The following is a 24,033-nucleotide window of genomic DNA, read 5'->3' on the forward strand; positions in this document are numbered from 1 at the left end:
TGGAGCCGGTGGCGAGATCCTCACCACCCCGGGCCGGTCACCGGCGCGGCCACCGCTCGGTGGCCGCGCCGAAGGGTCAGCCGACCGGCTCGGCCACCGGGGCGTCCGACCGCACCTGACCCGCCGGGGCCGGTCCGCCGTCCGCGCCCGGTTCCCCGGTCGCGGACGAGGCCTCGGCGCCCGCCCCGTCGCTCTCGTCCGCTGCGCCCCCGACCTCGGTGGCGAGGAACTCCGCCAGCGCGCGGACGGTCGGGTTGCTCCACAGGATCGTGGGCGGCAGATCCACCGCGAAACACCGGTGCAGCCTCACGCGCAGCGCCACGGTGAGCACCGAGTCGACCCCGAGTTCGAGCAGCGGCCGGTCGATCCCGATGTCGTCCGGCGCGAGGTTGAGCTCGGCGGCCACCTGCTGGTGCGCCTCCGCGAGCACCTTCTCCGCCAGCTCCGCCGCCGGCACGGCCGACCAGTCCACCGCGCCGCCACCGGTACTCTCCGCCCCGGCGTCGGTGACCGAGAGATGCGAGAACACCGGCAGCGTGTGGTCGGGCATCACCCGCATCACCGCGACGTACGGCAGGCCGAACCGGTCCGCGTAACTCCAGCTGCGCAGCGCCTCGGTGACGGTGATCCCGCCGAGCCCGCGGGACTCGGCCTCCAGGATCGTCGCCCTGCCGGTGGTCTCGCCCATCCCGCGGCCGATCCACTGCGCCCAGGCGATGCTGGTCGCGCCGGACTCGCCCCGGGCCCGCCGCAGCGCGGCCAGCCCGTCCAGGAAGGAGTTCGCCGACGCGTAGCTGACCTGGCCGGTGAGCCGGGCCAGCTGGCCGCACGAGGAGAACATGGTGAAGAAGTCCAGCGTGCCGGCCGGGAAGAGCCGGTGCAGGACCATCGCGCCGTCGGCCTTCGGCCCCATGGTGGTGTCCAGGTTCGCCGCGCTGCTCTTCTCCACCAGCGCGTCGGACACCACACCGGCGCAGTGCACGATGCCCCGCACGGGCGGCATGTCCAGCGCACCGGGATCGAGCGCCCGCGCGGTCGCCTCGGGATCGGAGATGTCCAGCCGCAGCACCCGCACCGTGGCCCCCGCCGCCTCCAGGGCGGCCACCTCGGCGACCTGCGCGGCGACCGCCGGGTCGCTCACCCGGTCCCACTCCGACCGCGACGGCAGGCCCCGCCGGCCGATCAGCACCAGTCTGCGGGCACCCTGCTCGACCAGATGGGCCGCGGCCTCCAGGCCGAGCGCGCCCAGTCCGCCGGTGATCAGATAGGTCCCGTCCGGACGGCAGTCCACCGGCTCGCGCTCGGCGGGCCGCTCGACCTTCCGCAGCCGGGCGACGTACACACCCTCCGGGTCGAGGGACAGCACGTCCTCGGTGGGCGGCACGGCGCCGATCAGCCCGGCCGCGGACGCCGGTCCGGCGCCCTCGGACACATCGATGACGCCGCCCCACAGATCGGGACGCTCTCCGGCGACGATCCGGCCCGCGCCCCACAGCGGGGCGTGCGCCAGCGCGGCTTCCGAACTCCCCTCGCGCACCCCCTGGGTGAGGACCCAGACGGTGGGCCGGCGCCGCTCGTCCGGTATCGCGGCCACCCGCTGTACGGCGTCGAGGAGCGCCTGCGAGCACCGGCGGGCCGCCTGCTCGGGGACCTCCCCGGGCAGCAGGGCCGGCGGCGCCACGATCACCGCGTCACCCGCGGCGAGCAGGCCGTCGCCGATGGCGGACGTGTCCGGCACCGCCCGGCACTCCACCCCGCGCGCCGCGAGCGCCTCGACCAGCGCGGGACCGCCGGCTGGCCGCCCCACCAGAAGGGCCCGTCGCGGCGCCGGGGCGCCGGCCGGCACCTCCAGCGGCTCCCAGGCCAGCTCGTGCACCAGGTCGCGCGGGCTGACCGCGCCGGAGCCGATGTCCTGCACCTTGACGTAGCGCAGACCCCGGGCCTCGCACACCACCCGGCCGCTCTCGTCGGCCACCAGCATGTCGATGGTGTCCGGCGTGTGCGGGCTGCGCGTGGTGTGTACGAAGATCCGTCCGGGCGGGGCGCCGCGGAAGGCCAGTGACTCCAGGTGCGAGCAGGTGCGCAGCACGCTGGAGTCCTCGCTCATCACCAGCACGCCGCTGGCGGTCAGCGCGGCGTCGACCACGGCGGTCCAGCTGGACGGGTGCAGCTTCGGGGTGTGGTCCACGGTCACGGTGGCCAGCTGCTCGTCCTCGCCACGGACCAGCTCCTCCACCACCCAGGGGAAGGTGTAGCCGTCCACGCCCATCGTCCGGAAGATCCCGTCCACCTTGGCCCAGGTCCAGGACACCGGACAGCGGGCCCGGATCACGTCCGGGTCCTCCATCGGGGTGGCCCCGACCTCCGGCTCGCGCACGACGGTGGCCGTGGTGTGGGTCAGCCACTCGTCGTCCTGGCCGCCACCGCCCTCCTGCTCGCGCTTGATCCGGCTGGCGAGGCGGACCTTGTCCTGCTCCATCACCACCTGCACCACGCGCGGCGGGTGCGCGGCCAGCGGGATGCGGAACACGATGTCGCGCAGCCCGTAAGGCACCTCGCCCCCGCCCGCGGCGGCGCCGATGAACGAGTTGAGCACCACCGAGGCGGGCACGGTCTCCACCCCGACCACCTTGTGCGACTGCGCGTAGGGCCGGTTGGACATGTCCAGCTCGGTCTGCCAGACCCGCTGCACCGGGGCGCTGGCGACGGTGGTGTGCCCGCCGACCAGCGTGTGCGTGTCCGGGTCGTGGCCCCGGCCCGCGCCCTGCTCCTGCGGTGTGTCCGGGAAGATCCAGAACGGCCGGTGCTGCCAGCGCACCGCCGGGACGTCCACCAGGTCACCGGGGTACGAGAAGGCCACCGGGGTGCCCAGGCAGTGCAGCCGGGCCAGATTGGCCAGCATGGTGCGCAGCTCCGGCCGCTCCCGGCGCAGGGTGATCGCCACCTGGGCGTCGGAGACCCCCGCGTCCAGCGCGGTCTCGGTGATCGAGTGCGCGACCACCGGGTGCGAGGAGACCTCCAGGAACACCCGGGCCCCGTCGTCCAGCGCGGCCCGCACCGCCTGGTGGAAGCGCACCGGATCGGCCAGGTTCGCCTTCCAGTACCCGCCCTCGCGGGGCGCGTCCGAGCGCGGGTCGGCCAGTGCGGTGCTGTAGAGCGGCACCCGCGGGGCGCCGGCGCGCAGCTCTCCGGCGGCCTGTCCGACCTGGTCCAGCACCTCCCGTACATGCGGGCTGTGGAAGGCCACGTCGGTGTTCACCCGGCGGGCCTGGACGCCTTCGGCCGCCAGCTCGGCCACCAGGGCCTCGACGGCGTCGATGTCGCCGGACACCACGGTGGACAGGGGGCTGGCGGCGATCGCGGCGACCACGCCGTCCCGGCCGGCCACCCGCTCCTCGACGTCACCGAAGGCCATCGGCACCATCGCCATGGCACCGCGTCCGGCCACCTGGTCCAGAGCCCCGGCGCGACGGCAGGCGAACCGCGCCGCCTCGGCCCGCTCCAGGCCGCCCGCGACCACGGCGGCGGCGATCTCACCGACCGAGTGCCCGATCACCGCTCCCGGACGCAGGCCCAGCCTCGACCACACCTCGGCGAGGGCGACCTGCATCGCGAAGGTCATCGCCTGGGTACGGGTCACGGTCCACGGGCCGCCCGCCTCGATCGCCTCCCGGGGGGTCCAGCCCAGCTCCTCGGCGAACACCGGGGCGAGTTCGTCGATCACCCGGGTGAACGCCGGGTCGGTGTCGAGCAGTTCCCGGCCCATCCCGGACCACTGCGAACCGTGCCCGGAGAACACCCAGACCGGTCCGGCGGCGCCGCTGTCACCGAACGCGGACGCCGCTCCCGTGGCGACCGCGGACAAGGTCTCGTCGTCGGCGAGCGCGTCCAGTCCGGCGAGCAGTTCCTCGGTGGTGCCGGCCACCACGGCGGCCCGGCGGGTCAGATGGGAGCGCCGGGCGGTGAGCGTGTGGGCCAGTGAGTCCAGGCCGGTGCGGGGGTGCGCGCGCACCCAGTCGGCCACCGAACCGGCCAGCCCGCGCACGCCCTGCTCCGAGGCCGCCGACACCGGGAACACCCGGAGCCGGGCCGGTTCTCCGGTATCGCCGGCCGCGTCCGGGCGCGGCGCCGGGGCCTGCTGGAGGACGGCGTGTGCGATCGAGCCGCCCACACCGTAGCTGGAGACCCCGGCGCGCCGGCCGTGCTCGCCCCCGGTCCACGGTGTCGTCTCGCCGACCAGGCGCATCCCGGCGGCCTCCAGGCCCAGTTCGGGATCGGCCTCGTCGTGCGGGCTGGGCGGCAGCTCGCCATGGCGCATCCCCAGCAGCACCTTGATCACACCGGCGATGCCGGAGGCGGCCTCGACATGTCCGACGTTCGGCTTGAGCGTGCCGATCAGCAGCGGGTCGTCGCTGTCCCGGCCGGGGCCGAAGACACTGCCGATGGCCCTGGCCTCGGCGGAGTCGCCGAGCCGGGTGCCGGTGCCGTGCGCCTCGACGTACTGCACCGTGCGCGGGTCGATCCCGGCCCGCTGGTAGACCTCCTCCAGCATCCGCCGCTGGGCGTCGCTGTTCGGGGCCATCATCCCGTCGGAGCGGCCGTCCTGGAACACACCGCTGCCCATCACCAGCCCGTGCACCCGGTCCCCGTCGCGGACCGCGTCGGACAGGCGCTTCAGCACGACGACGCCGCCGCCCTCACCGCGTCCGTAGCCGTCGGCCGCCTTGTCGAACGCCTTGCTGCGCCCGTCCGGGGATGTCGCGGAGGCCGCGTCCAGGGCCACCACCAGGGCCGGCGAGGCCATGATGTTGATCCCGCCGACGATCGCCACGCCGGTCTCCCCGCCGCGCAGACTCTGGGCGGCCACGTGCAGGGCGGTCAGCGAGCCCGCGCAGGCGGTGTCCACCGCCATGCTCGGGCCGTGCGTGTCGAGGAAGTACGAGATCCGGTTGGCGATCCCGTAGAAGGTGGTGCCGTTGACCGCCCAGGCGCCCGTACGGTTCAGGTCCTCCAGCAGCCGGCGGCCGTAGTCGTTGGAGTTCGCCGCCACATAGACACCGGTGTCGGTGCCGGCCAGCGCGGTCGGCGGCAGCCCGGCGTCGCAGAGCGCCTCCCAGGCGAGCTCCAGCATGATCCGCTGCTGCGGGTCGATGTACTCGGCCTCGCGCGGCGTGATCTGGAAGAACTCGGCGTCGAAGCCCTCGATGTCCCGCATGAACGAACCCTTGCGGGTGGTCCGGCGCAGGATGGCGCTGGTCTGCGGATTGGTTTCGTAGGGGTCCCAGCGCCGGGCGGGCATCTCCCCCACCGCGCTGCGTCCGGCGCGCAGGAAGTCCCACAACTGGCCGGGTGTGTCGAGATCGGGGGCGAACCGGCAGCTCATACCGATCACCGCGAGCGGTTCCTCGGCCCGGTCCTGGGTCACGGGCGGGTTCTGCACCATCTCAGCCAACGCGTACGTCTCCCTCGTCGCCAACGGCGCGGCGCAGGCTCAGCGGCCGCAGATCGGTCCACACCTCGGCGATGTGCGCCAGGCAGTCGTTCTTGGGGCCGTCGAAGCCCTCCGCGGCCCAGCCGTCCGGGATGTCCTGCCCGGCGGGCCAGATCGAGTACTGGTCCTCGTGGTTGCGCACCACGAGGTACCTACGCTCGTCCGTGCTCACTGTCACTCCCATCTCATGGCGTGCGGTCTCGTCCTTGCCGTGCGAGGACTGGGGCTGGGCATCCTCCCCGGTCGGTTCCGGTCGCGTGTTCATGCGGTTCCGACCGCGGTCCGTCCGGCGGCTGTGCCGGGGACGTGGTCGAACAGGTCAGGACGCGTCGAGCGTCCTGATGTACCCGGCCAACTGGGCCGGGGTGTGCAGGGCCCGCGTGCGCAGCAGTTCGCCCAGTCCGTCCGGGGCGGTGAAGCGGCGCAGGGTGCGGGGAGCGGCGGCGGACGGATCCGCCGCCAGCCGGGCGGCGACCTGGCCGGCGAGGCCGGCCACCCAGACCCTGTCCGGGTCCAGGCCGGCCACCCGGGAGTACCAGTCGCGGTCCGGGCAGGGCCGCAGGGGGTGCCCGGCGGCGCGGATCGCCGCCACCAGATCCCGGGTGTCACCGATGGCCTCCGGGACGGCGTCCAGATAGCGGGCGCCCGCCTCGGTGTGGTCGCGGTCGGCCAGCAGCACCGCCCGTGCCACGGCGTCCCCGGGAAGCGCCTGGAACAGCTCGTTGCCCACCAGCGCGAAACTCTCCGGGAAGCCGCCGGTCTCGATCATCGCCCGGGACCAGCTCCACACCGCGTCGGCCGGGTTGATCTGGAACCTGTGCTGGTCGCCGAAGACGCTGGGGATCCGCACCGCCACGGCGGGTACGTCCAGTTCGGCGGCGAGAGCGAGGTACTGCTCGGCCATCGCCTTGGACCGTACGTATCCGTTCGCCGCGGACGGCAGGGCCCGCAGCGGTCCCGGCACCACGGTGGAGCCGGGAGGGTAGGCGCCGGAGTCGTACACCGAACTGGTGGACACCAGGGTGAGGGCGGAGCGGGGACCGCGGGCGGCCAGCTCCAGCAGAGCGGCCATGCTGTGCGTGTTGGCCGCGGCCAGGCGCTCGTACGGATAGACGTGGTTGACCCAGGCGGCGGTGTGGACGATCCGGCCCGCGTCCGAGGCCAGCCGGTCGCGGTCCGCCCCGGTCATGCCGAGGCCGGGCGCGGCGATGTCACCGTCCACCAGCTCCAGCCGCGCCGCGTGCTCCTCGCGCCACAGGCCGAGTCCGGCCATCCCGGCCACCAGTTGCCCGTGGCGGGCGGCCCCGCCGCGGACCAGGCACAGCACACGGGCCCCGCCGGCCAGCAGTTCGGCCAGCACGAACCGGCCGACGAAGCCGGTGGCCCCGGTGAGCAGGACGGTGTTCCGGTCGGCGTCGGCGCGCGGGCCGGGGCGCGGGATCCCGGCGGCCCTGGCGGCCAGGTCGGCGCGTACCGCGGCCAGTTCGGCGGTGGGTCCGGCGGCGGTCGGCTCGGCGCTCCCGGCCGCCACGCTCGCGGCCGCGTCCTGAACCGGTGTCACGGCGGTCGCGGCGGTCGCGGCGGCGGAGCGCACCTCGTCGACCGCGTCGGCCAGCGGCTGGAGCTGGGGGCGGTGGAACAAGGTGTCCATCGGCATCTCGACACCGAGCACGGCGCGGATGCGGGCCACCAGGTGCATCACCATCAGGGAATGCCCGCCGAGCTCGAAGAAGTTGTCCTCGCCGCCGACCGCGGGCACGCCGAGCAACTCGCTCCAGATCCCGGCCAGTTCCCGCGCGGTGTCGCCGCGCGGGGGCTCGCCGCGCGGTCCGGTCGCCGCGGCCTGGTCCCGGCGGTCGGCCAGGGCCTGGCGGTCCAGCTTGCCGTTGCGGGTCAGCGGCAGCTCCTCCAGCAGGGTGATCGAGGCCGGCACCATCCATTCCGGCAGCGAGCGCAGCAGCGCCCGGCGGATCCCGGCGCCACTCGTCCGGGCGTCCGCGGCCGGCACCACGTATCCGGCCAGGGTGGCCGCGCCGATCCGGTCGCGCTCCAGGACCACGGCCGCCCGTGCGACGGTGTCGAGCGCGTCCAGGGCCGTCTGCACCTCGCCCAGCTCGATCCGGTGCCCGCGCACCTTCACCTGGTCGTCGCCGCGGCCCAGATAGACCAGCTCGCCGTCGCGACGGCGCACCGCCAGGTCGCCGCTGCGGTACATCCGGGCGCCGGGACGCCCGCTGAAGGGGTCGGGCAGCATCCGCTCGGCGGTCAGCCCGGGGTTGGCCACATACCCCAGGCTCACCCCGTCCCCGCCGACGAAGATCTCACCGGGCACCCCGGTACCGACCGGACGCAGCGCCCCGTCCAGCAGGTACAGCGACAGGTCCGGCAGCGGCGGGCCGATCAGGGACGCCGGTTCGGCCAGATCCGCCTCCCGCACCGGCCGTACGGTGACATGCACGGTGGTCTCGGTGATCCCGTACATGTTGATCAGTTCCGGCCCCCGGTCCCCGTGCGCGCCCATCCAGCGGCGCAGCGCGGCGTGGTTGAGCGCCTCCCCGCCGAACACCACATAGCGCAGCGCCGGCGGATCGGGACGCTCCAGCAGGGCCTCGCTCACCTGTCCGAACGCGGACGGGGTCTGGCTCAGCACGGTGACCCGCTCGGCCAGTACGAGTTCGGCGAACACGTCCGGGGCCCGGGTGACCCACTGCGGTACGACCACCAGCCGGCCCCCGTGCAGCAGCGCTCCCCAGATCTCCCAGACGGAGAAGTCGAACGCGTAGGAGTGGAACAGCGTCCACACGTCGTCGGGACCCAGCCGCAGATGCTCGTCGCAGGCCGCCAGCAGCCGCAGCACATGGCGGTGCGCGACGAGCACGCCCTTGGGCCGGCCCGAGGAGCCGGAGGTGTAGATCACGTAGGCGGGCGCGTCCGGGGGTACGTCCACGGCGGCCGGCCCGGGGGCGCCGGCCGCCCATGCCGGGTCCTGCCAGTCCAGCACCAGGGTCCGCGGCCCGCCCTCGGCGCCGTCCAGCGCGGGCGCCGACACGGTGGCCGGGGTGGCCAGCACGGTCCGCACCCCGCACTCGGCGAACTGGTCCGCGGTGCGGTCGGCGGGGTTCTCCGGATCCACCGGCAGATAGGCGGCGCCTGCCCGGAGCACCCCGAGTACGGCGGCCGGCAGGTCCACGCCGCGGTCCACGACCAGGCCGACGATGCTGCCCGGCCCCTCGCCCCGGGCCTGGAGGGCCGCCGCGATCCGGTCGGCCCGCGCGGACAGCTCCGCGTAGCTGAGCCGTTCCGTCTCGTCCGAGACGGCGACGGCGTCCGGTCGCAGGGCGGCCCGCGCGGCGAACGCGGCGTGCAGCGTTCCCTCGGACGGGACGGCGTCCCCGGCCCGGGTCGGTCCCCGGGCGGGGATCACCACGCGCTCGTCGGGCGCCAGCATCTCCAGATCGGCGACCGGGACGTCCGGCGCGGCCAGGCCGGCGCGCAGCAGCGCCTCCAGCCAGCGCGCCCAGCGGGCCACCGTCTCGCCGTCCAGCAGCTCGTCGTCGTAGGGCAGATAGCCCACCACTTCGTCGCCCTCGCACCACAGTTCGGCCATCAGGTCGTAGTGCGTCGCGCCGCCGTCCAGCTCGGCGAAGGAGATCTCCAGGCCCGGCATCCCGGGCGGGGTGGGAGCGCCGTCGCGCAGCGAGAAGGAGGTCTGGAAGATCGGTGTCTCGCCCGGACGGCGGGAGGGCTGCAACTCCCGCACCAGCATGTCGAACGGCACGTCCTGGTGGGTCATCGCCTCGGTCAGGGCGGCGCCGGTACGGCGTACCAGGGTGTGCAGGTCCGGCCGGTCGCCGACCCGGACATGGATCGGCAGCCAGTTCAGGAAGTACCCGATCATCCGCTGCATCTCCGCGCGCGGCCGGCCGGCCACCGGCACGCCGACCACCAGCGAGTCGGAGCGCACCAGCCGGGACAGCAGGGCGACGTAACCGGCCAGGAACGCGCCGAGCAGGGTCGTGTCGTGCCGCCGGGCCAGCTCGCGCAGCCCGGCGACCAGATCGGCGCCGAACCGCACATGGTGGAACTGCCCCTGGCTGCCGCGGATCGCGGGCCGGGGACGGTCGGTGGGCAGGTCCAGCGCGCTCGGGGCGCCGTCCAGCCGCTCGCGCCAGTGGTCCAGGGTGCGCCGCATCGACGCGCCGTCCACCGTGGCCCGCTGCCACTCGGCGAAGTCCGGGTAGTGCAGATCCAGCGGGGTCAGCCGCACCGGCTCCCCACGCTCGCGCGCGTACAGCTTGCCGAGGTCGTTCAGCAGGATCCCCAGCGACCAGTTGTCGGAGACGATGTGGTGCTGCACCAGTGCCAGCAGGTGCGCGCGCTCCCCGATCCGGTACAGCGTGCAGCGCAGCAGCGGGCCGCCGGTCAGGTCGAAGTCCTCGGTGACCAGCTGGGAGGCGTGGCGCCGGGCCGTACCCGCCGGGTCCGCGGCGGCGGCGCAGTCGATCCGTTCCAGCGGGAGGGTCATCCGCTCCAGGACCAGCTGGTACGGGCGGCCGTCCCGCTGGCGGAAGACCGTGCGCAGCGCCTCGTGCCGCAGGGCGAGCCGCTGGAGCGCCCGCTCCAGCGCCCCGGCGTCCAGCTCGCCGTCGAGCCGCAGCGCGACCGGGACATGGAAGATCTCCCGCCGGGTCAGCAGTTCGTACATGAACCACAGCCGCTCCTGCTCGAACGAGCAGGGGGCCTCGGCGGCGCCGCCGGCCCGGCGGGTGATCCCGAGGTCGGCGCCGCGCTGGGCCAGCATCCGCTCCACCAGCCGGCGCTGCTGCGGACTCAGCGCGGCCAGCCGCGACCGCAGCGAGGTCAGGTCGGTCGGGGCCGCGCCGTCCACCGGTGCGTCCGGCCGGGTCGGCAGATCCATGGCAGGTGACTCCTTGTCGGTCCGTGGATTCCGGTTCAGTGGGCGGTGAAGCCGCCGTCCACCACCAGCTCGGTGCCGGTGACACCGCCGGAGTTCGGGCTCGCCAGCCACAGGCAGGCGGCCGACACCTCGGCCGCGGTGACCAGCCGGCCGATCGGGTGCAGGGAGGCGGAGCCGCGCTCGTAGTCCCGCAGTTCGGCCCCCATCGAGGCGGCCACCGCGCGGGTGCTGCGGGTGCCCAGCGAGGAGTCGTCGGCCACGGTGCTCGGGCAGACCGCGTTCGCCCGCACGCCGTGGCGTCCGTACTCCAGCGCGATGGACTTGGTCAGCCCGATCACGCCGTGCTTGGAGGCGACGTAGTTGGAGTACAGCTCGAAGGCCACCCGCCCGCCGGTGGACGCGGTGTTCACGATCCGTCCGCCGCCCTGGCCGACCATGTGCGGGAGCACGGCGCGGCAGCACCGCCAGGTGCCGGTCAGATTGACGTCCAGCGCGAGCTGCCACTGCTCCTCGGTCAGCTCGTGCACCCGCCGCCCGCCGGGCCCGAGTACGCCGGCGTTGTTGAGCAGTACGTCGATCCGGCCGAACTCGTCCAGCCCGGCGTTCACCACCTTGTCCACGCCGGCCTGGTCGCGTACGTCGGCGACCCCGGTCAGCACCCGGCTGCCGAGCCGGCGGCAGGAGCCGGCGGTCTCCTCCAGGTCGCGCCTGCCCGACATCGGATAGGGCCCGGCGTCCGGATCGCAGTGGTCCAGCAGGATCAGGTCCGCGCCCTCGCGGGCGAAGGCCAGCGCGTGCGAGCGGCCCAGCGCACGGGCGGCGCCGGTGATCATGGCGACGTTCCCGTCGAGCAGCATCATGCCTCCAGAGGATCGGGACGGGCGTGCGGCGCCCGCCCGGCGGATGCCGGGACGGTCAGCGCCAGTCCGGGCGGGCGCGTCCGCTCGCGGTCGTGGGCGGCGGGCGCGGCCAGGTCCTCCGGCGGCGCGGCGGCCAGCTGCCGCGAGAGCCGGGGCAGGGCGAGTGCCAGTACGTCGATAGCGCGGTACAGCTCGCTGAGCGAGATGTGCTCGTCGGTGGTGTGGTCCAGGTGGGCGTCCCCGGGTCCGTAGGCGGCCATCGGGACGCCCCAGGGGTCGAGCGTGTTCATGTCCGAGGTGCCGGCCTTGCGCTTGAGCGTCGGACGGGCCCCCTGGGCCGCGATCGCGGCGCGCAGCTGGCTCACCACCGGGTCGGCGCGCGGCCGGGTCACCCCGGGCACCCGCTCGTCCACCCAGATCCGGGTGTGCGGCAGGCCGCGGGCGAAGCTCTCCAGCGCCGCGAAGTCGAAGCCGGGAGGCACCCGGCAGGTCAGAAAGGCCTCGGCGCGGGCCAGATCACCGTGCAGCCGGGTGAGCGTGCCCGCGGCGACACCGAACGCGACCGGGTCCTGTTCCGGCGACAGACCCCGCAGATAGCCCTGCACCTCATGGGCGAAGCGGGCGGCCCGCTCCACGGCGGTCGGCTCCGGGCTGCTGGTGTGCAGCGGCGGCTGACGCATCTCGTAGCCGAGGCCGGTGCGGCCCTTGTAGCCCAGGCAGACCCCGTCCCAGCCGCTCGGCTCACCGATCACCACCGCCGCCGGACGCGGCACGGTGGCCATCACATGTCCCGCCCCGCGTGAGCCGGCCACCTCCTCGCCGACCGCGCCGACCACGTGCACCCGCACCTGGCGCTCGCGCGCCGCGGCACAGATCATGGTGACGATGGAGCCCTTGGCGTCCACCGAGCCACGGCCGTAGAGCAGGTCGCCGACCTGGCACACCGGCACCTGTCCGGGGACGGTGTCGATATGGCCCAGCAGCATCACGGTGGGTCCGGTGCTCGGGCCGATCACCCCGTGCACATTGCCGACCTCGTCGACGTGCGCGTCGAAGCCGAGGCCGGTCATCTGCTCGGCCAGGAAGCCGGCCAGCGGCAGCTCCTGTCCGGAGACCGAGGGGATGCTGAGTGCGGCCCGCAGCAGCCACGCCGGGTAGTCCTCGCCCGCGCGGACCCTGCGGGCGGTCCGGCCCGCGGTCCGCTGCCGCTCACTCATGCGGCTCCCCCTCGCGCACCCAGGTGCCGGTCCCGGCCAGCGCCTGCCGGATCGGGCGCCGCTGGTGCGCGGCCCCGATGGCCACCCGCTCCACGGTCCGGCTGGCCCTCAGTCCCGCCCGCACCTTGTGCCGCATCCGTCCCCGCACGGTGTCCCCGGTCAGGTGCCGCGGGCCCACTTCGGGGATACGGCTCGACGGGTCGTCGGGATCGGCCAGCACCCCGCACACGTCGGTGAGCAGCACCAGCGCCGACGCCTCCAGGGCCGCCGCCAGCCGGGCGGCCACCTCGTCGGCGTCCACGTTGAGCAGATTGCCCTCGGCGTCGATGGCCGGCGGGGACACCACGGGGACGTCTCCACGCTCCAGCACCGCGCGCACCAGCGTGGGATCGACATGCTCGATCCGCCCCGACCGGTCGTCGCGGATCAGCACGGTCCGCCCCGCCTGCACGGAGCGGATGGCGGGTTTGCGCGACGCGGTCAGCAGCGCGCCGTCCGCGCCGCTCAGTCCCACCGCCCGCGTCCCGCGTGCCCTCAGTCCGCTGACCAGCCGGGGCTTGACCTGACCGAGCAGGGCGAGGGTGATCACATCGAGCATGGTCTGGTCGGTGCGCCGGCTGTGTGTGCCGTCCGGGGACCTGATCACCCGGCGCTCCACACCGAGCCGGTCGGCCAGCCCGTCGGCCACGGCGCCGCCGCCGTGCACCAGCACCGTCGGCCGGCCCGCGGCGGCCAGCTCGGCCACCTCGTCCAGCACCGGGCCCGGGTCGGCGCCGCCGCCGATCTTGACCACGATCACCCCGCTGGCGGCGCGGCCGGTCGGCGCGTCCCCCGCCAGGTCCTGGGTCAGTTCCTGTGCCATGTCCCCGCTCAGCTCCCCGTCAAGTCCGTGTCGCCGTGCCGTCACAGCCCGCTCCCGCCGGTCAGGCGGGGTGCAGGCCCGGGAATTCCAGTCCCGTGTCCTCGGGCAGCCCGCGGGCCACGTTCAGGCTCTGCACCCCGCCGCCGGCCGCCCCCTTCACCAGGTTGTCCAGGGCGGCCACCAGCACGATCCGCCCGCCGTCCTCGTCCACCGCGCAGCCGATGTCCACGAAGTTGCTGCCGGACAGGAACTGCGGATCCGGCATCCGGTGCACCCCGCGGCCACGGGCGACCACCCGGACGAACGGGCTGTCGCGGTAGTCGCGCTGGAGCAGGCGCAGTACGTCCCTGCGGGTGACCGGCCGCGGGGGCGTGACATGGCAGATCACCTGCACGCCGCGCACGGCCGGGACGGCCGTCACCGTCATACGGGCCCGCACCCCGGCCAGCTCGGCGATCTCGGTCTCGTGCCGGTGTCCGGCGGGCCGGTAGACCCGGAAGGCGTGCCCGCGTTCGGCGTGGTGCGAGGCGGGGCCCGGCTCGGCACCGGAGCCGGACGAGCCGGCTCGGGCGTCCACCACCACGTCACCGGCCACCAGGCCGGCCCGCCGCAACGGGGCCAGGGCCAGCACGGCGGCGGTGGCGTTGCAGCCGGGAACGCTGATCCGCCTGGCGCCGGGGAGTTCGTCGCCGAACAGTTCGGGCAGGCCGGTCCGGTAGGCGTCGCCGGACGCCGAGTGGGCACCCCTGCGGAAGTCCGGGCTCAGATCCACGATCGTCCCGGCCCGCTCCGCGACTCCGGCCTCCACCTCGGCGGAGGCGCCGGCGGGCAGCGCCAGGAAGGCGGTGTCCACCCGGTCCAGCTCCCGCGGGGCCTGGAAGGTCAGCCCGAGGTGGTGCAGGTTCGGGTGCAGCTCCGCCACCGGGCGGCCCGCGTACCGGCGCGAGACGGCCTGCACCAGCTCCAGTTCCGGGTGGCCGTGCACCAGCCGCAGCAGTTCCCCACCGGTGTAGCCGGCCGCACCGAGAACACTCACCTTCACCGGGGAACCTCTTTCAGCTCGTGGATTACGGTCATATCGGCGACCGGCGGCGCGGGCCGGTCACGCCGAGTACACCGCCGCCCGCCATGGCGCCCCCGGTCCGGACCCCGGCACCCGTGGATCGCCGTCTCGGACGGGATCCCGCACCCGGCCGGATTCCCGGACCGGTGGGGAGAGCCGGGCACGCGGACCGGAGACCGCCTGGACGGCAGGGCATCGGCCGGCCCCGCGGTCCCGGGCGGAGGCCGCCCGCGGCGCGGGGCAGGCCAGGCCCTGTCCGGTCGTACTCCTGCCTCACCTTGCTGAAGATTGTGCAGTCTGTTCGCCGCGGGAGACTCGTCGCCTCGTACCATGGACGCACCTCACCGAGGCGGTCCTGGCGCGGATCGCTCCGGCCTGATCCGGGAGTCGCCTCCCGGCGCCTACTCGCCCCAGTCCTCTTCGACTTCAGGGGCCAGGGCCAGCACCACGGGCTCGGTCGCCACCACCTCGAGCTCGCTCCCGCAGTGCTGGCAGATGATGATCTCGGCCGCCATCACCTTCTCGGGCACGCTCACCGAGCCTCGGCACTCGGGGCACTGCACGCTCAGTGCAGTAGTCATGTGTTGCCTCCTGCAGATTGTGTGACTACTGTCTGTCGAGAACACTGCAGAAGCTAGCACATGCTTCAGAACGGCACACCCCCGGGAGATCGGGTTCGGGAACCGACCGCGGAAGGACCGGAGCGGAGCGGCCGGGGGCCCGGCAGGAGTGGTCGCGGGCGTCCGGACCCGATGAGCAGAGGTGGCCGCTTCGGCTGCGCCACATGCGTTTTCGTCATGCGTTTCGTCATGCGTTGTCGTCGCAGAACAGGGGGCGCGGCCAGTGAGGATCGAGTTGCGGCTTCCCGCGGCCCGGGTGATACGGGACAGCCGCGCCACTCCGCGGCCCCGGCGACAGGGGATTGACGAGTATGCAGACTCTGTATCGCGGGGTGTTGATCGTCGGGTGATTGCCGTATCCCGTCCGGACCAGTTCGAGCACGACGTCGTCCGCCCGGAGGTTCCCGCGCATGACTGAGACCACCCGCACCGCGCCCCGCACCCCGGCGACCGGGGCCGGTCTGGCCCTGCTCGGCGGGCCCCGGGCCGTGCCCAGGGACAGCCCCGGCGGTACCTGGCCGATCATCACCCCGGCCGACGAGCACGCCGTACTCCGGGTGCTGCGCAGCGGCCGGCTGAACGCCGCCTCGGCCGGGGAGACGGAGGTCGCCGGCCTGGAAGAGGCATGGGCGCTGGCCACCGGCACCCGGCACTGCGTCGCCGTCGCCTCCGGCACCGCCGCGCTCCAGCTGGCCCTGCGCGGCCTCGGGATCGGTCCCGGCGACGAGGTGATCGTCCCGGCCCTGACCATGAACGCGACGGCCCACGCCGTGTACGCGGCAGGGGCGACGCCCGTGTTCGCCGACATAGAACCCGACACCTACACCCTGGACCCGCGGGCGGTCGCACCGGTCGCCGGTCCACGCACCGCCGCTCTGCTGCCGGTGCATCTGCACGGGCTGCCGGCCGATATGCCGGCGCTGGGCAGGCTGGCCGGCCGGCTGGACATCCCGGTCGTGGAGGACGCGGCCCAGGCGCACGGCGCGGGGATCGGCGGCCGGCGGGCCGGCGCGCTGGGCAGGGCCGGCTGCTTCAGCCTGCACCCCAACAAGAACCTGCCGACCTGCGGCGAGGGCGGCCTCATCACCACCGACGACGACGATCTGTACGAGCAGTTGGTCCGGCTGCGCAACTTCGGCGAGCTGGTACCGACCGGAGCGCGCAGCTATGTCGCCCACCGGGCCGCGCTCAACGCCCGGATAGCGCCGGTGGCAGCCGCGTTCACCGGCTCCCAGCTGTCCCGCTTCGACGACGACGCCCGCCGGCGCGAGCCGGGGATCCGCGGCTTTCTGGACCGGCTGGCGGGGCTGCCCGGTCTGCGGGTGCCGAGGATCCCGGCCGGGCGCACCCACGCCTGGCACATTCTGCGGCTGATGCCCGAGCCCGAGGAGCTCGGCCTGGGTCCGGAACACCGGGCCGGGCTGCGCGCCACCCTGCACCGGGTGCTGCGGGCCGAGGGCGTGCCGGTCTCCCAGTACCAGGTGGCCCCGCTGCCCGCGCACCCCGCGTTCCGGCCCGCCGGACTGTCCGAGCCGGCCGCGCTGGAGCAGGTGGCCGAGCGCTTCCCGGTGACCGCCGCCGTCGTCGACGGGTCGCTGTGCCTGCAACGCCGGCATCTGGACCCGGCCGCCGGGCCGCTGCTGGAGCGGTACGCCGACGGCTTCGAGAAGGTCTGGCAGCACCTCGGCCTGATTCGCCGGATGACTCTCTCCCGCCCTGCCCCGGGCTGGCGGGAAGTACTGCGCCGGGGCTGACCCGTCCGCCCGGTCCGTTGCACCGGACCGACCCACCCGAAGGGAGCCAGACATGGCCGTGCCGACCACAACCGGCCCGCCTGACCCGCCCGCCCCCACGCACCCCCCGCACTCCCCCGTGACGACGGACCGCGCCCCCGATCTCCCCGCGACGGCTCTCGACCCGGCGGTGATGGCCCGGCGGATCCGTGAGGACGTGATCCGGATGGCCGGCGGCCCCGAGGGCGCGCATGTCGGAGGCAGTCTGTCCTGCGCCGATCTGATGGCCGTCCTGCACGCCCAACTGCTGCGTCCTGGCGACTCCTTCGTGCTCAGCAAGGGGCATGCGGCCCCCGCGCTCTACAGCGTGCTGGCCCAGCTCGGCCGGATCCCGGCCGACGAGCTGGACGGCTACGCCCAGCCCGGCAGCCGACTGTTCGGGCACCCGCCGCACGATCTGCCCGGGGTCGAGTTCCCCACCGGCTCGCTGGGCCACGGGCTCGGCCTGTCGGTGGGGCTGGCCATGGCCGAGCAGCTGCGCGGCGGCGACCGGCACGTCTACACCGTGCTGGGCGACGGCGAACTTCAGGAGGGAAGTGTCTGGGAGGCCGCCCTGCTGGCCGGGAGCCGCGAACTGCCGGGGCTGGTCGCGGCGGTGGACCGCAACGGGCTGCAGATCACCGGCGGCACCGAGGACCGGGTCGCGCTCGAACCGCTGGACGCCAAGTTCGCGGCCTTCGGCTGGCAGGCGCGTACCGTCGACGGGCACGACCTGCGCGCGCTGTACGAGGCCCTGCGGCCTTCCCCGGCCGGGCCGGTCGCGGTGATCGCCCGGACCGTGAAGGGCCGCGGGGTGCCGTTCCTGGAGCACCGGGTGGCCGGGCACTACGCCAAGCTCAAGCCGGCCCTGGTACGCCGTGCCCTGGCCGCGCTCGGCCGGCGGACGACAGGAGAGGCGTCGTGAGCCGCACCCCGACCGTCCCGGACGGTGTCGTCCCCGCCCCGTCCGACGGGGCTGACTCCGTGGCGGCGGGCGCGGACGCGGAGCGGGACCCGTCACCGGTCCTCGGCCCGGACCCGCGGGCCGTCTACCGCGAGGCCCTGCTGGAACTGGCCGCCGCCGACCCCCGGGTGATCTGTCTGGACTCCGACACCGGTGGCCTGGAGGACACCTTCGGCGAGCGGTTCCCGGAGCGTTACGTCAACGTCGGGATCGCCGAGGCGAACCTGATGACGGTGGCCGCCGGGCTGGCCCGGCGCGGCTTCGTCCCGTACGTGCACACCATGGCCACCTTCGCCACTCTGCGCGCGGGCGAGTTCCTCAAGCTGGACGTGGTCGGCAACCGGCTGCCGGTGCGGGTGATCGCCACCCACGGCGGTCTGGCCGCCGCGCATTTCGGCACCAGCCACTTCGCCCTGGAGGACCTGGCGGTGACCCGCGCCCTGGCCGATCTGGCGGTCGTCGTCCCGGGCGACGCGCGCCAGATCGGCGCGGCCACCCGCCAGTTGCACGAGCTGCCCGGTCCCGGCTATCTGCGGCTGGGCCGCTCGGCCACACCGGTGCCGCCCGGTCCCGCGCCCGGCTTTCTGCTGGGCCGGGCGCGGGTGCTGCGCGAGGGCGCGGACATCACGCTGGTGGCGGCCGGTCCGCTGCCGCTGCTGTTCGCGCTGGAGGCGGCACAGGAGCTGGCCGGCGACGGGATCGGCGCGCAGGTCCTGGATCTGCACACGCCGCACCCGCTGGACCAGGACGGTCTGCTGGCCGGATGCCGCGGCCGGGCCGGGGTGGTGACCGTGGAGGAGCACCGCCCGCAGGGCGGCCTGGGTGACGCGGTCGCCGAGGTGGTGTCGGCCGAACTGGCCCTGCCGCTGCGCCGGCTGGCCGTACGGGGCCGTCCGGGCGCGCGTGTGGCCGGCCAGCGGGCCGCGCTGGAGGCGCACGGGGTGAGCACCGGCGCGGTGGTGGACGCCGCCCGGGAACTGGTCGCCCGGAGCACCGCGGCCGGCTGGGACCGACGACCGCGTGAGCGGACGACAGGACGTACGACCCGAACAAGTGACCGGCGCGCCACGGCGGCGCCGCCCGACGATGAGGTGATGACGATGGCCGGCTCGGCCCTGGTCCCCGACGAGGACCGGATCCGTTATGTGCAGAGCGTGTTTCAGCGGGTGCTCAAGCCGCGGAAGGACGTGTCTCCGGACGACGACTTCTTCGCGCTCGGCGGCACCTCGCTGACCGCCATGGAGGTGATCGACCTGATCGAGGCCGAACAGGGCCTGCGCGTGCCGGTACGGAACTTCTACCAGGCCACGATCGTCCGCGAGCTGGCCGGCGAACTCCCCCCGGCCGCCGCCGAGTCCGACGGAGGTGTCTGATCATGCTGCCACGAGCCCGTACTCCCCGCGAAGGCGCGATCGCCGGAGGCGGTGGGATCCCAAGACCCGCCGGGACGCGGGAAGCCCCCGTCCCCGCGCCCGCACACCGCAGTCAGAAGCTGCCGTCCCTGACCGGCCTGCGGTTCATCGCCGCGTTCATGGTGGTGCTGGGCCATATCGGCACCAACCTGCTGCCACGGGTGGCTCCGGACCAGATATTCGGGATCCGGCTCTTCCATGAATTCGGCGCCGTGGGGGTGTCGTTCTTCTTCATCCTGAGCGGATTCGTCCTGACCTGGGTCGCCCGGGAGGAGGACACGCTGCCGCAGTTCTGGCGGCGCCGGTTCTTCAAGATCTACCCGAACCACCTGGTGACGTTCGTCGCCGCGTGTCTGCTCGCGGTGACCGCGAATCACGCCCTGTCGGGGAGGGACACGATCGCGACGCTGACCCTGGTGCACGCCTGGATCCCGGATCAGCCGCTCCTGTTCAACCTGTGGTCGAACACTCCGACCTGGTCCCTGGCCTGCGAGCTCCTGTTCTATCTCTCGTTCCCCTGGCTGCTGACGCTCCTGCGGAAGATCAAGCCCGCGCGGCTGTGGCTGTGGTTCGCCGGGACGTACGCCGCGATCTGGGCCGTTCCCCTGGTGGCCGCCCTGTTCCTGAACAGCGGTGGCGTTCACCGCGGCACGGGTGAACCGTGGCACGGCGTGTGGTTCATGACGTTCTTTCCGCCGGTGCGGATGCTGGAGTTCGTGCTGGGCATCGTGACCGCGCTGATCGTCACGCACGGACGGTGGATCCGGTTCCCGCTCCCCGTGGCGCTCGTTCTGCCGGTGATACCGCTCGTCGTCAAGGCCGATGTGACCGACAGCATCGGCTTCGTGTCGCTCACGGCCGTCCCGCTCGCCTTCCTGGTCGCGGCGGCGGCTCAGGCGGATATCGCTGGCGGCGGCAGAGGCCTGCTCCGCGGGCGGGTCATGGTGTTCCTGGGCGAGATCTCCTTCGCCCTCTATCTGGTGCACTGGCTGGTCGTGGCCTACGGCTGGATCGGCCGTACCTCCCCGACCTGGGGCGCGGCTCCGGGAACGGCCTCGTCATGGCCCATGGTGCTCACGCTGGCGGTGGTGACGATCGCCGTCAGCCTTGTGCTGGCCTGGCTGCTGTACGTACTGGTGGAACGGCCCGTCATGCGACGGTGGAGCCGTCCCGCCCGCGCCCGTCAAGGGGCGTGAGCCACGACGCGGCCCTCACCGGCGGCGCCCGCCCGGACGAGCCGGGCGTGATCCTTTCCGGGCAGGACGTCGATCCTGCCCGGAAAGGACCACGCCGTTCGTCTCACCGCAGATTCTGCAACCGGACCTGCCCGCGGGCGACCAGGCTGCCCACGGCGTCCACCGTCTCCACCGCCCACACCTGCTGGGTGGCGCCCCGGTGGACCGGTACCGCGGTCGAGGTGAGCCGGCCGTTGGCCTCGGTCACCGGCGCGAAGAAGTCGGTGGTGTTGCTGACCCCGACCACGGTGCCCCTCTCCCCGAGCCAGTGGTCGGCCGCCACGCTGGCCACGGACTCGACGACCGCGCAGTGCACCCCGCCGTGCAGTATGCCGTGAGGCTGCAGCAGGTCGCCGCGGACCGACCAGCCGGCCACCACCCGGTCGGGTCCCACCTCCTCGAACCGCAGGCCCAGATGCTCGACATAGGGCCCAAGTCCCGTCTCCACCTTGTCCGTTGTCATGTTCCGAGTATTCCAGGGTCCACCGGCCCGTGCGGGGCCACGGTCGGAAGCGGAAGATGTCCGGCACGTAAGGGATCGCGTGATCCTGTTGCTCCCCGGTCGGCCCGGGAGCGATACTTGTCGGGTGTCGCAGGGAGTGGAGAAGTCTTTTTCCACATACTGCGCTCCAGCGAAATCTCCGTTGACAGGCTCACCGCGGTGGCCGCGGCCTGTCCGGCGCGTACGTCAATCCGTCTGGAACGTCTCACCGGTCAGTGACACTGACCTGGAAAGAGGTTGAACCGACCATGGTGGTTCGCCCCGGATCGTGTGACTGCGGTGTGACCGTTCTGCTGACCGGTCTGCCGAGCGCGGGCAAGTCGACCATCGCGCGTCTGCTCGCCGAGCGGCTGCGTGGCGACGGACACCGCGTCGAGGTCCTGGACGGCGATGTGATGCGCGAGACGCTGTCGGCGGGCCTCGGCTTCAGCCGCGAGGACCGGCAGGAGAATCTGCGGCGGATCGGTCTGATGGCCGAGGTGCTCGCCCGCAACGGCGTGATCGTTCTCGTACCGGTCATCGCCCCGTACGCCGAGAGCCGCGACGCCGTACGCCAACGGCACGTCACCAGCGGTACGACCTTCCTGGAGGTCCATGTGGCCACGCCCGCCGAGGTCTGCGCACAACGGGATGTGAAGGGCCTGTACGCCAGACAGCGGGCCGGCGAGCTCAAGGGGCTGACCGGTGTCGACGCTCCGTACGAGCGGCCCGGGGAACCGGAACTCGTCATCCCGGCGCACCGGCAGTCGGAGGCCGAATCGGCCTCCATGCTCATGGACCTGCTCACAGAGAAACGGTTCGTCGCATGACCGCCACGGAACCACTCCCGTATCTGCGCCTGGACCATCTGGACGCCCTGGAGTCCGAGGCGGTGCATATCTTCCGTGAGGTGGCGGGCGAGTTCGAGAACCCGGTGATCCTGTTCTCCGGGGGCAAGGACTCGATCGTCATGCTCTGTCTGGCGCTCAAGGCGTTCGCACCGGCGCGGCTGCCCTTCTCGCTGCTCCATGTGGACACCGGACACAACTTCCCCGAGGTCATCGACTACCGCGACCGTGTGGTGGCCGCACGCGGACTGCGGCTCCATGTGGCCTCCGTACAGGACTACATCGACCGCGGTGTGCTGCGTGAACGCCCCGACGGCACGCGCAACCCGCTGCAGACCGTGCCACTGACCGAGAGGATCAGGACCGAGAGGTTCGACGCGGTCTTCGGCGGCGGACGCCGGGACGAGGAGAAGGCCCGCGCCAAGGAGCGGGTGTTCTCCCTGCGGGACGAGTTCTCCCAGTGGGACCCGCGCCGGCAGCGGCCGGAGCTGTGGCAGCTCTACAACGGCCGCCACGCCCCCGGCGAACACGTCCGCGTCTTCCCGCTGTCCAACTGGACCGAACTGGACGTGTGGCAGTACATCGCCCGCGAGGACATCGAACTGCCGGAGATCTACTACGCCCACGAGCGCGAGGTGTTCCGGCGCTCCGGCATGTGGCTCACCGCCGGCGAATGGGGCGGGCCGAAGGACGGCGAGAGCGCCGAGAAGCGGCTCGTGCGCTACCGCACGGTCGGCGACATGTCCTGCACGGGCGCCGTCGACTCCCACGCCACCACGCTCGAAGCCGTGATCGCCGAGATCGCCGCGTCGAGGCTCACCGAGCGCGGCGCGACCCGCGCCGACGACAAGCTCTCCGAGGCCGCCATGGAAGACCGCAAACGCGAGGGGTACTTCTGACCATGTCCAGCGTCAACGCGGAGCGGCCCGCGCACCTTCCGGGCCTGTCGGCCACCGACCTGCTGCGCTTCGCGACGGCGGGCTCCGTGGACGACGGCAAGTCCACCCTCGTCGGCCGGCTGCTGTACGACTCCAAATCGATCCTCACCGATCAGCTGGAGGCCGTCGAGCGGGTCTCCGCCGACCGCGGCCTGCGGGCGCCCGATCTGGCGCTGCTGACCGACGGGCTGCGGGCCGAGCGGGAGCAGGGCATCACCATCGATGTCGCCTACCGCTACTTCGCCACCGCCCGGCGCCGGTTCATCCTGGCCGACACCCCGGGGCATGTGCAGTACACCCGCAACATGGTCACCGGCGCCTCCACCGCCGACCTCGCGGTGGTCCTGGTCGACGCGCGCAACGGTGTGGTCGAGCAGACCCGCCGGCACGCCGCCGTCGCCGCGCTGCTCCGGGTGCCGCATGTGGTGCTCGCGGTCAACAAGATGGATCTGGTGGCATACGAGGAGCGGGTGTTCGCGCGTATCGCCGAGGAGTTCACGGCGTACGCCGCCTCGCTGGGCGCGGCGGAGATCACCGCCGTCCCCATCTCCGCGCTCACCGGGGACAACGTGGTGGAGCCGTCGGCCCGGATGGATTGGTACGGCGGCCCCACGGTGCTCGGACACCTGGAGACCGTGCCGGCCGGCCGCGCCCCGGCGGGCCGTCATGCCCGCTTCCCCGTGCAGTACGTCATCCGGCCGCGCACCGCCGAGCACCCGGACTACCGGGGGTACGCGGGCCAGATCGCGGCCGGCGGCTTCCGGGTCGGCGAGCCGGTCACCGTACTGCCGTCCGGCCGCACCTCGCGGATCGCCGGGATCGATCTGCTGGGGAAGCCGGTCGAGACGGCCTGGGCCCCGCAGTCGGTGACCCTGCTGCTCGACGACGACATCGACATCTCACGCGGCGATCTGCTGGTCCCGGCCGGTGACACCCCCGCCACCAGCCAGGACATCGAGGCCACCGTCTGCCATGTGGCCGACACCCCGCTCGTCGCCGGCCAGCGTGTGCTGCTCAAACACACCACCCGCACGGTCAAGGCGATCGTCAGGGAGATCCCCTCCCGGCTCACGCTGGAGGACCTGTCCCAGTACCCGGAGCCCGGACGGCTGATCGCCAACGACATCGGGCGGGTGAAGGTGCGTACCGCCGAACCGCTCGCCCTCGACGCCTACGCGGACTCCCGGCGCACCGGCTCCTTCCTCCTCATCGACCCGGCCGACGGCACCACCCTCGCGGCCGGGATGGCGGGCGAGGCCTTCGCGGGCGCGGCCGGCGCCTCCTCGTACGCCTCCTCGTACGCCACCGTGTCCGACGCGGTGGCGCACGAGGAGGGCTGGGACTTCTGACGC

Annotated in this window: 16 protein-coding genes; 7 read left to right on the forward strand and 9 right to left on the reverse strand. The window is 73.5% G+C overall.

All coding sequences use genetic code 11. From position 1 onward, the window contains the following. Window positions 1-76: 76 nt before the first annotated feature. The 8 genes from ACWGDX_RS03980 to ACWGDX_RS04015 all read right to left on the reverse strand — a co-directional run bounded on the left by ACWGDX_RS03980 (window position 77) and on the right by ACWGDX_RS04015 (window position 14,992). On the reverse strand, window positions 77-5,443 hold the full coding sequence (locus ACWGDX_RS03980; protein WP_453622188.1) for a type I polyketide synthase: 5,367 nt from the start codon (window positions 5,441-5,443) through the stop codon (window positions 77-79). Window position 5,444: 1 nt separating this feature from the next. Further along, entirely contained in the window at window positions 5,445-5,756 is a 312-nt protein-coding gene (locus ACWGDX_RS03985) for an MbtH family protein (protein ID WP_453621977.1), read from the reverse strand. A gap of 54 nt (window positions 5,757-5,810) precedes the next feature. Continuing rightward, window positions 5,811-10,409, reverse strand: coding sequence for an amino acid adenylation domain-containing protein (locus ACWGDX_RS03990; protein ID WP_453621979.1), 4,599 nt, complete (start codon window positions 10,407-10,409; stop codon window positions 5,811-5,813). 35 nt (window positions 10,410-10,444) lie between these two features. Further along, window positions 10,445-11,269: an SDR family oxidoreductase gene (locus ACWGDX_RS03995; RefSeq protein WP_453621981.1), complete on the reverse strand. Its 825-nt coding sequence runs from the start codon at window positions 11,267-11,269 to the stop codon at window positions 10,445-10,447. After that, entirely contained in the window at window positions 11,266-12,486 is a 1,221-nt protein-coding gene (locus ACWGDX_RS04000; RefSeq protein ID WP_365901203.1) for a M20/M25/M40 family metallo-hydrolase, read from the reverse strand. The genes ACWGDX_RS03995 and ACWGDX_RS04000 overlap by 4 nt, the downstream gene beginning before the upstream one ends. After that, window positions 12,479-13,348, reverse strand: coding sequence for a [LysW]-aminoadipate kinase (locus tag ACWGDX_RS04005; RefSeq protein ID WP_453621983.1), 870 nt, complete (start codon window positions 13,346-13,348; stop codon window positions 12,479-12,481). The genes ACWGDX_RS04000 and ACWGDX_RS04005 overlap by 8 nt, the downstream gene beginning before the upstream one ends. A 61-nt stretch (window positions 13,349-13,409) precedes the next feature. Then, window positions 13,410-14,390, reverse strand: a complete 981-nt coding sequence (gene argC, locus ACWGDX_RS04010) for an N-acetyl-gamma-glutamyl-phosphate reductase (RefSeq protein ID WP_453621985.1) — start codon at window positions 14,388-14,390, stop codon at window positions 13,410-13,412. A 422-nt stretch (window positions 14,391-14,812) separates the two neighbouring features. Continuing rightward, on the reverse strand, window positions 14,813-14,992 hold the full coding sequence (locus ACWGDX_RS04015) for an alpha-aminoadipate/glutamate carrier protein LysW (protein ID WP_382864002.1): 180 nt from the start codon (window positions 14,990-14,992) through the stop codon (window positions 14,813-14,815). Window positions 14,993-15,441: 449 nt separating this feature from the next. On the opposite strand from ACWGDX_RS04015, the gene ACWGDX_RS04020 reads away from it, so the two are divergent. Genes ACWGDX_RS04020 through ACWGDX_RS04035 form a run of 4 tightly spaced genes read left to right on the forward strand, consistent with a single transcriptional unit; the run spans window position 15,442 to window position 20,375 of the window. Beyond that, window positions 15,442-16,785: a DegT/DnrJ/EryC1/StrS family aminotransferase gene (locus ACWGDX_RS04020; protein WP_453621988.1), complete on the forward strand. Its 1,344-nt coding sequence runs from the start codon at window positions 15,442-15,444 to the stop codon at window positions 16,783-16,785. Between the two features lie 52 nt (window positions 16,786-16,837). Next, entirely contained in the window at window positions 16,838-17,728 is an 891-nt protein-coding gene (locus ACWGDX_RS04025) for a transketolase (protein WP_453621990.1), read from the forward strand. Continuing rightward, window positions 17,725-19,140 carry a transketolase C-terminal domain-containing protein gene (locus tag ACWGDX_RS04030; RefSeq protein ID WP_453621992.1) on the forward strand — a complete coding sequence of 472 codons (1,416 nt, stop codon included), beginning with the start codon at window positions 17,725-17,727 and terminating at the stop codon, window positions 19,138-19,140. Before ACWGDX_RS04025 ends, ACWGDX_RS04030 begins: the two co-directional genes overlap by 4 nt. Window positions 19,141-19,142: 2 nt before the next feature. Then, window positions 19,143-20,375: an acyltransferase family protein gene (locus tag ACWGDX_RS04035; protein WP_453621994.1), complete on the forward strand. Its 1,233-nt coding sequence runs from the start codon at window positions 19,143-19,145 to the stop codon at window positions 20,373-20,375. 103 nt (window positions 20,376-20,478) lie between these two features. Here the strand turns inward: ACWGDX_RS04035 and ACWGDX_RS04040 are convergent, their stop codons facing one another. Then, a complete protein-coding gene (locus ACWGDX_RS04040) occupies window positions 20,479-20,877 on the reverse strand; it encodes a PaaI family thioesterase (protein WP_363085231.1) in 399 nt (132 codons plus the stop codon). Between the two features lie 287 nt (window positions 20,878-21,164). Between ACWGDX_RS04040 and cysC the strand changes: the two genes are divergently transcribed. From cysC to ACWGDX_RS04055, 3 genes are read left to right on the forward strand one after another with little or no spacing between them, the layout of a single operon-like run. Then, window positions 21,165-21,725, forward strand: coding sequence for an adenylyl-sulfate kinase (gene cysC, locus ACWGDX_RS04045; RefSeq protein WP_453621997.1), 561 nt, complete (start codon window positions 21,165-21,167; stop codon window positions 21,723-21,725). Then, window positions 21,722-22,642: a sulfate adenylyltransferase subunit CysD gene (gene cysD / locus ACWGDX_RS04050; protein WP_453621999.1), complete on the forward strand. Its 921-nt coding sequence runs from the start codon at window positions 21,722-21,724 to the stop codon at window positions 22,640-22,642. The genes cysC and cysD overlap by 4 nt, the downstream gene beginning before the upstream one ends. A gap of 2 nt (window positions 22,643-22,644) precedes the next feature. Beyond that, the gene (locus tag ACWGDX_RS04055) at window positions 22,645-24,030 is read left to right on the forward strand and encodes a sulfate adenylyltransferase subunit 1 (protein ID WP_453622001.1); all 1,386 of its coding nucleotides are present in this window, start codon (window positions 22,645-22,647) and stop codon (window positions 24,028-24,030) included. Window positions 24,031-24,033: the final 3 nt, after the last annotated feature.

It is taken from the genome of Streptomyces sp. NPDC055025, from assembly GCF_053608565.1.

Bases quoted from the DNA above. Each gene is read 5' to 3' on its own strand.
- ACWGDX_RS03980 (WP_453622188.1), bottom strand. From the start codon at position 5,443: ATGGTGCAGAACCCGCCCGTGACCCAGGACCGGGCCGAGGAACCGCTC.
- ACWGDX_RS03985 (WP_453621977.1), bottom strand. From the start codon at position 5,756: ATGAACACGCGACCGGAACCGACCGGGGAGGATGCCCAGCCCCAGTCC.
- ACWGDX_RS03990 (WP_453621979.1), bottom strand. From the start codon at position 10,409: ATGGATCTGCCGACCCGGCCGGACGCACCGGTGGACGGCGCGGCCCCG.
- ACWGDX_RS03995 (WP_453621981.1), bottom strand. From the start codon at position 11,269: ATGATGCTGCTCGACGGGAACGTCGCCATGATCACCGGCGCCGCCCGT.
- ACWGDX_RS04000 (WP_365901203.1), bottom strand. From the start codon at position 12,486: ATGAGTGAGCGGCAGCGGACCGCGGGCCGGACCGCCCGCAGGGTCCGC.
- ACWGDX_RS04005 (WP_453621983.1), bottom strand. From the start codon at position 13,348: ATGGCACAGGAACTGACCCAGGACCTGGCGGGGGACGCGCCGACCGGC.
- ACWGDX_RS04015 (WP_382864002.1), bottom strand. From the start codon at position 14,992: ATGACTACTGCACTGAGCGTGCAGTGCCCCGAGTGCCGAGGCTCGGTG.
- ACWGDX_RS04020 (WP_453621988.1), top strand. From the start codon at position 15,442: ATGACTGAGACCACCCGCACCGCGCCCCGCACCCCGGCGACCGGGGCC.
- ACWGDX_RS04025 (WP_453621990.1), top strand. From the start codon at position 16,838: ATGGCCGTGCCGACCACAACCGGCCCGCCTGACCCGCCCGCCCCCACG.
- ACWGDX_RS04035 (WP_453621994.1), top strand. From the start codon at position 19,143: ATGCTGCCACGAGCCCGTACTCCCCGCGAAGGCGCGATCGCCGGAGGC.
- ACWGDX_RS04040 (WP_363085231.1), bottom strand. From the start codon at position 20,877: ATGACAACGGACAAGGTGGAGACGGGACTTGGGCCCTATGTCGAGCAT.
- cysC (WP_453621997.1), top strand. From the start codon at position 21,165: ATGGTGGTTCGCCCCGGATCGTGTGACTGCGGTGTGACCGTTCTGCTG.
- cysD (WP_453621999.1), top strand. From the start codon at position 21,722: ATGACCGCCACGGAACCACTCCCGTATCTGCGCCTGGACCATCTGGAC.
- ACWGDX_RS04055 (WP_453622001.1), top strand. From the start codon at position 22,645: ATGTCCAGCGTCAACGCGGAGCGGCCCGCGCACCTTCCGGGCCTGTCG.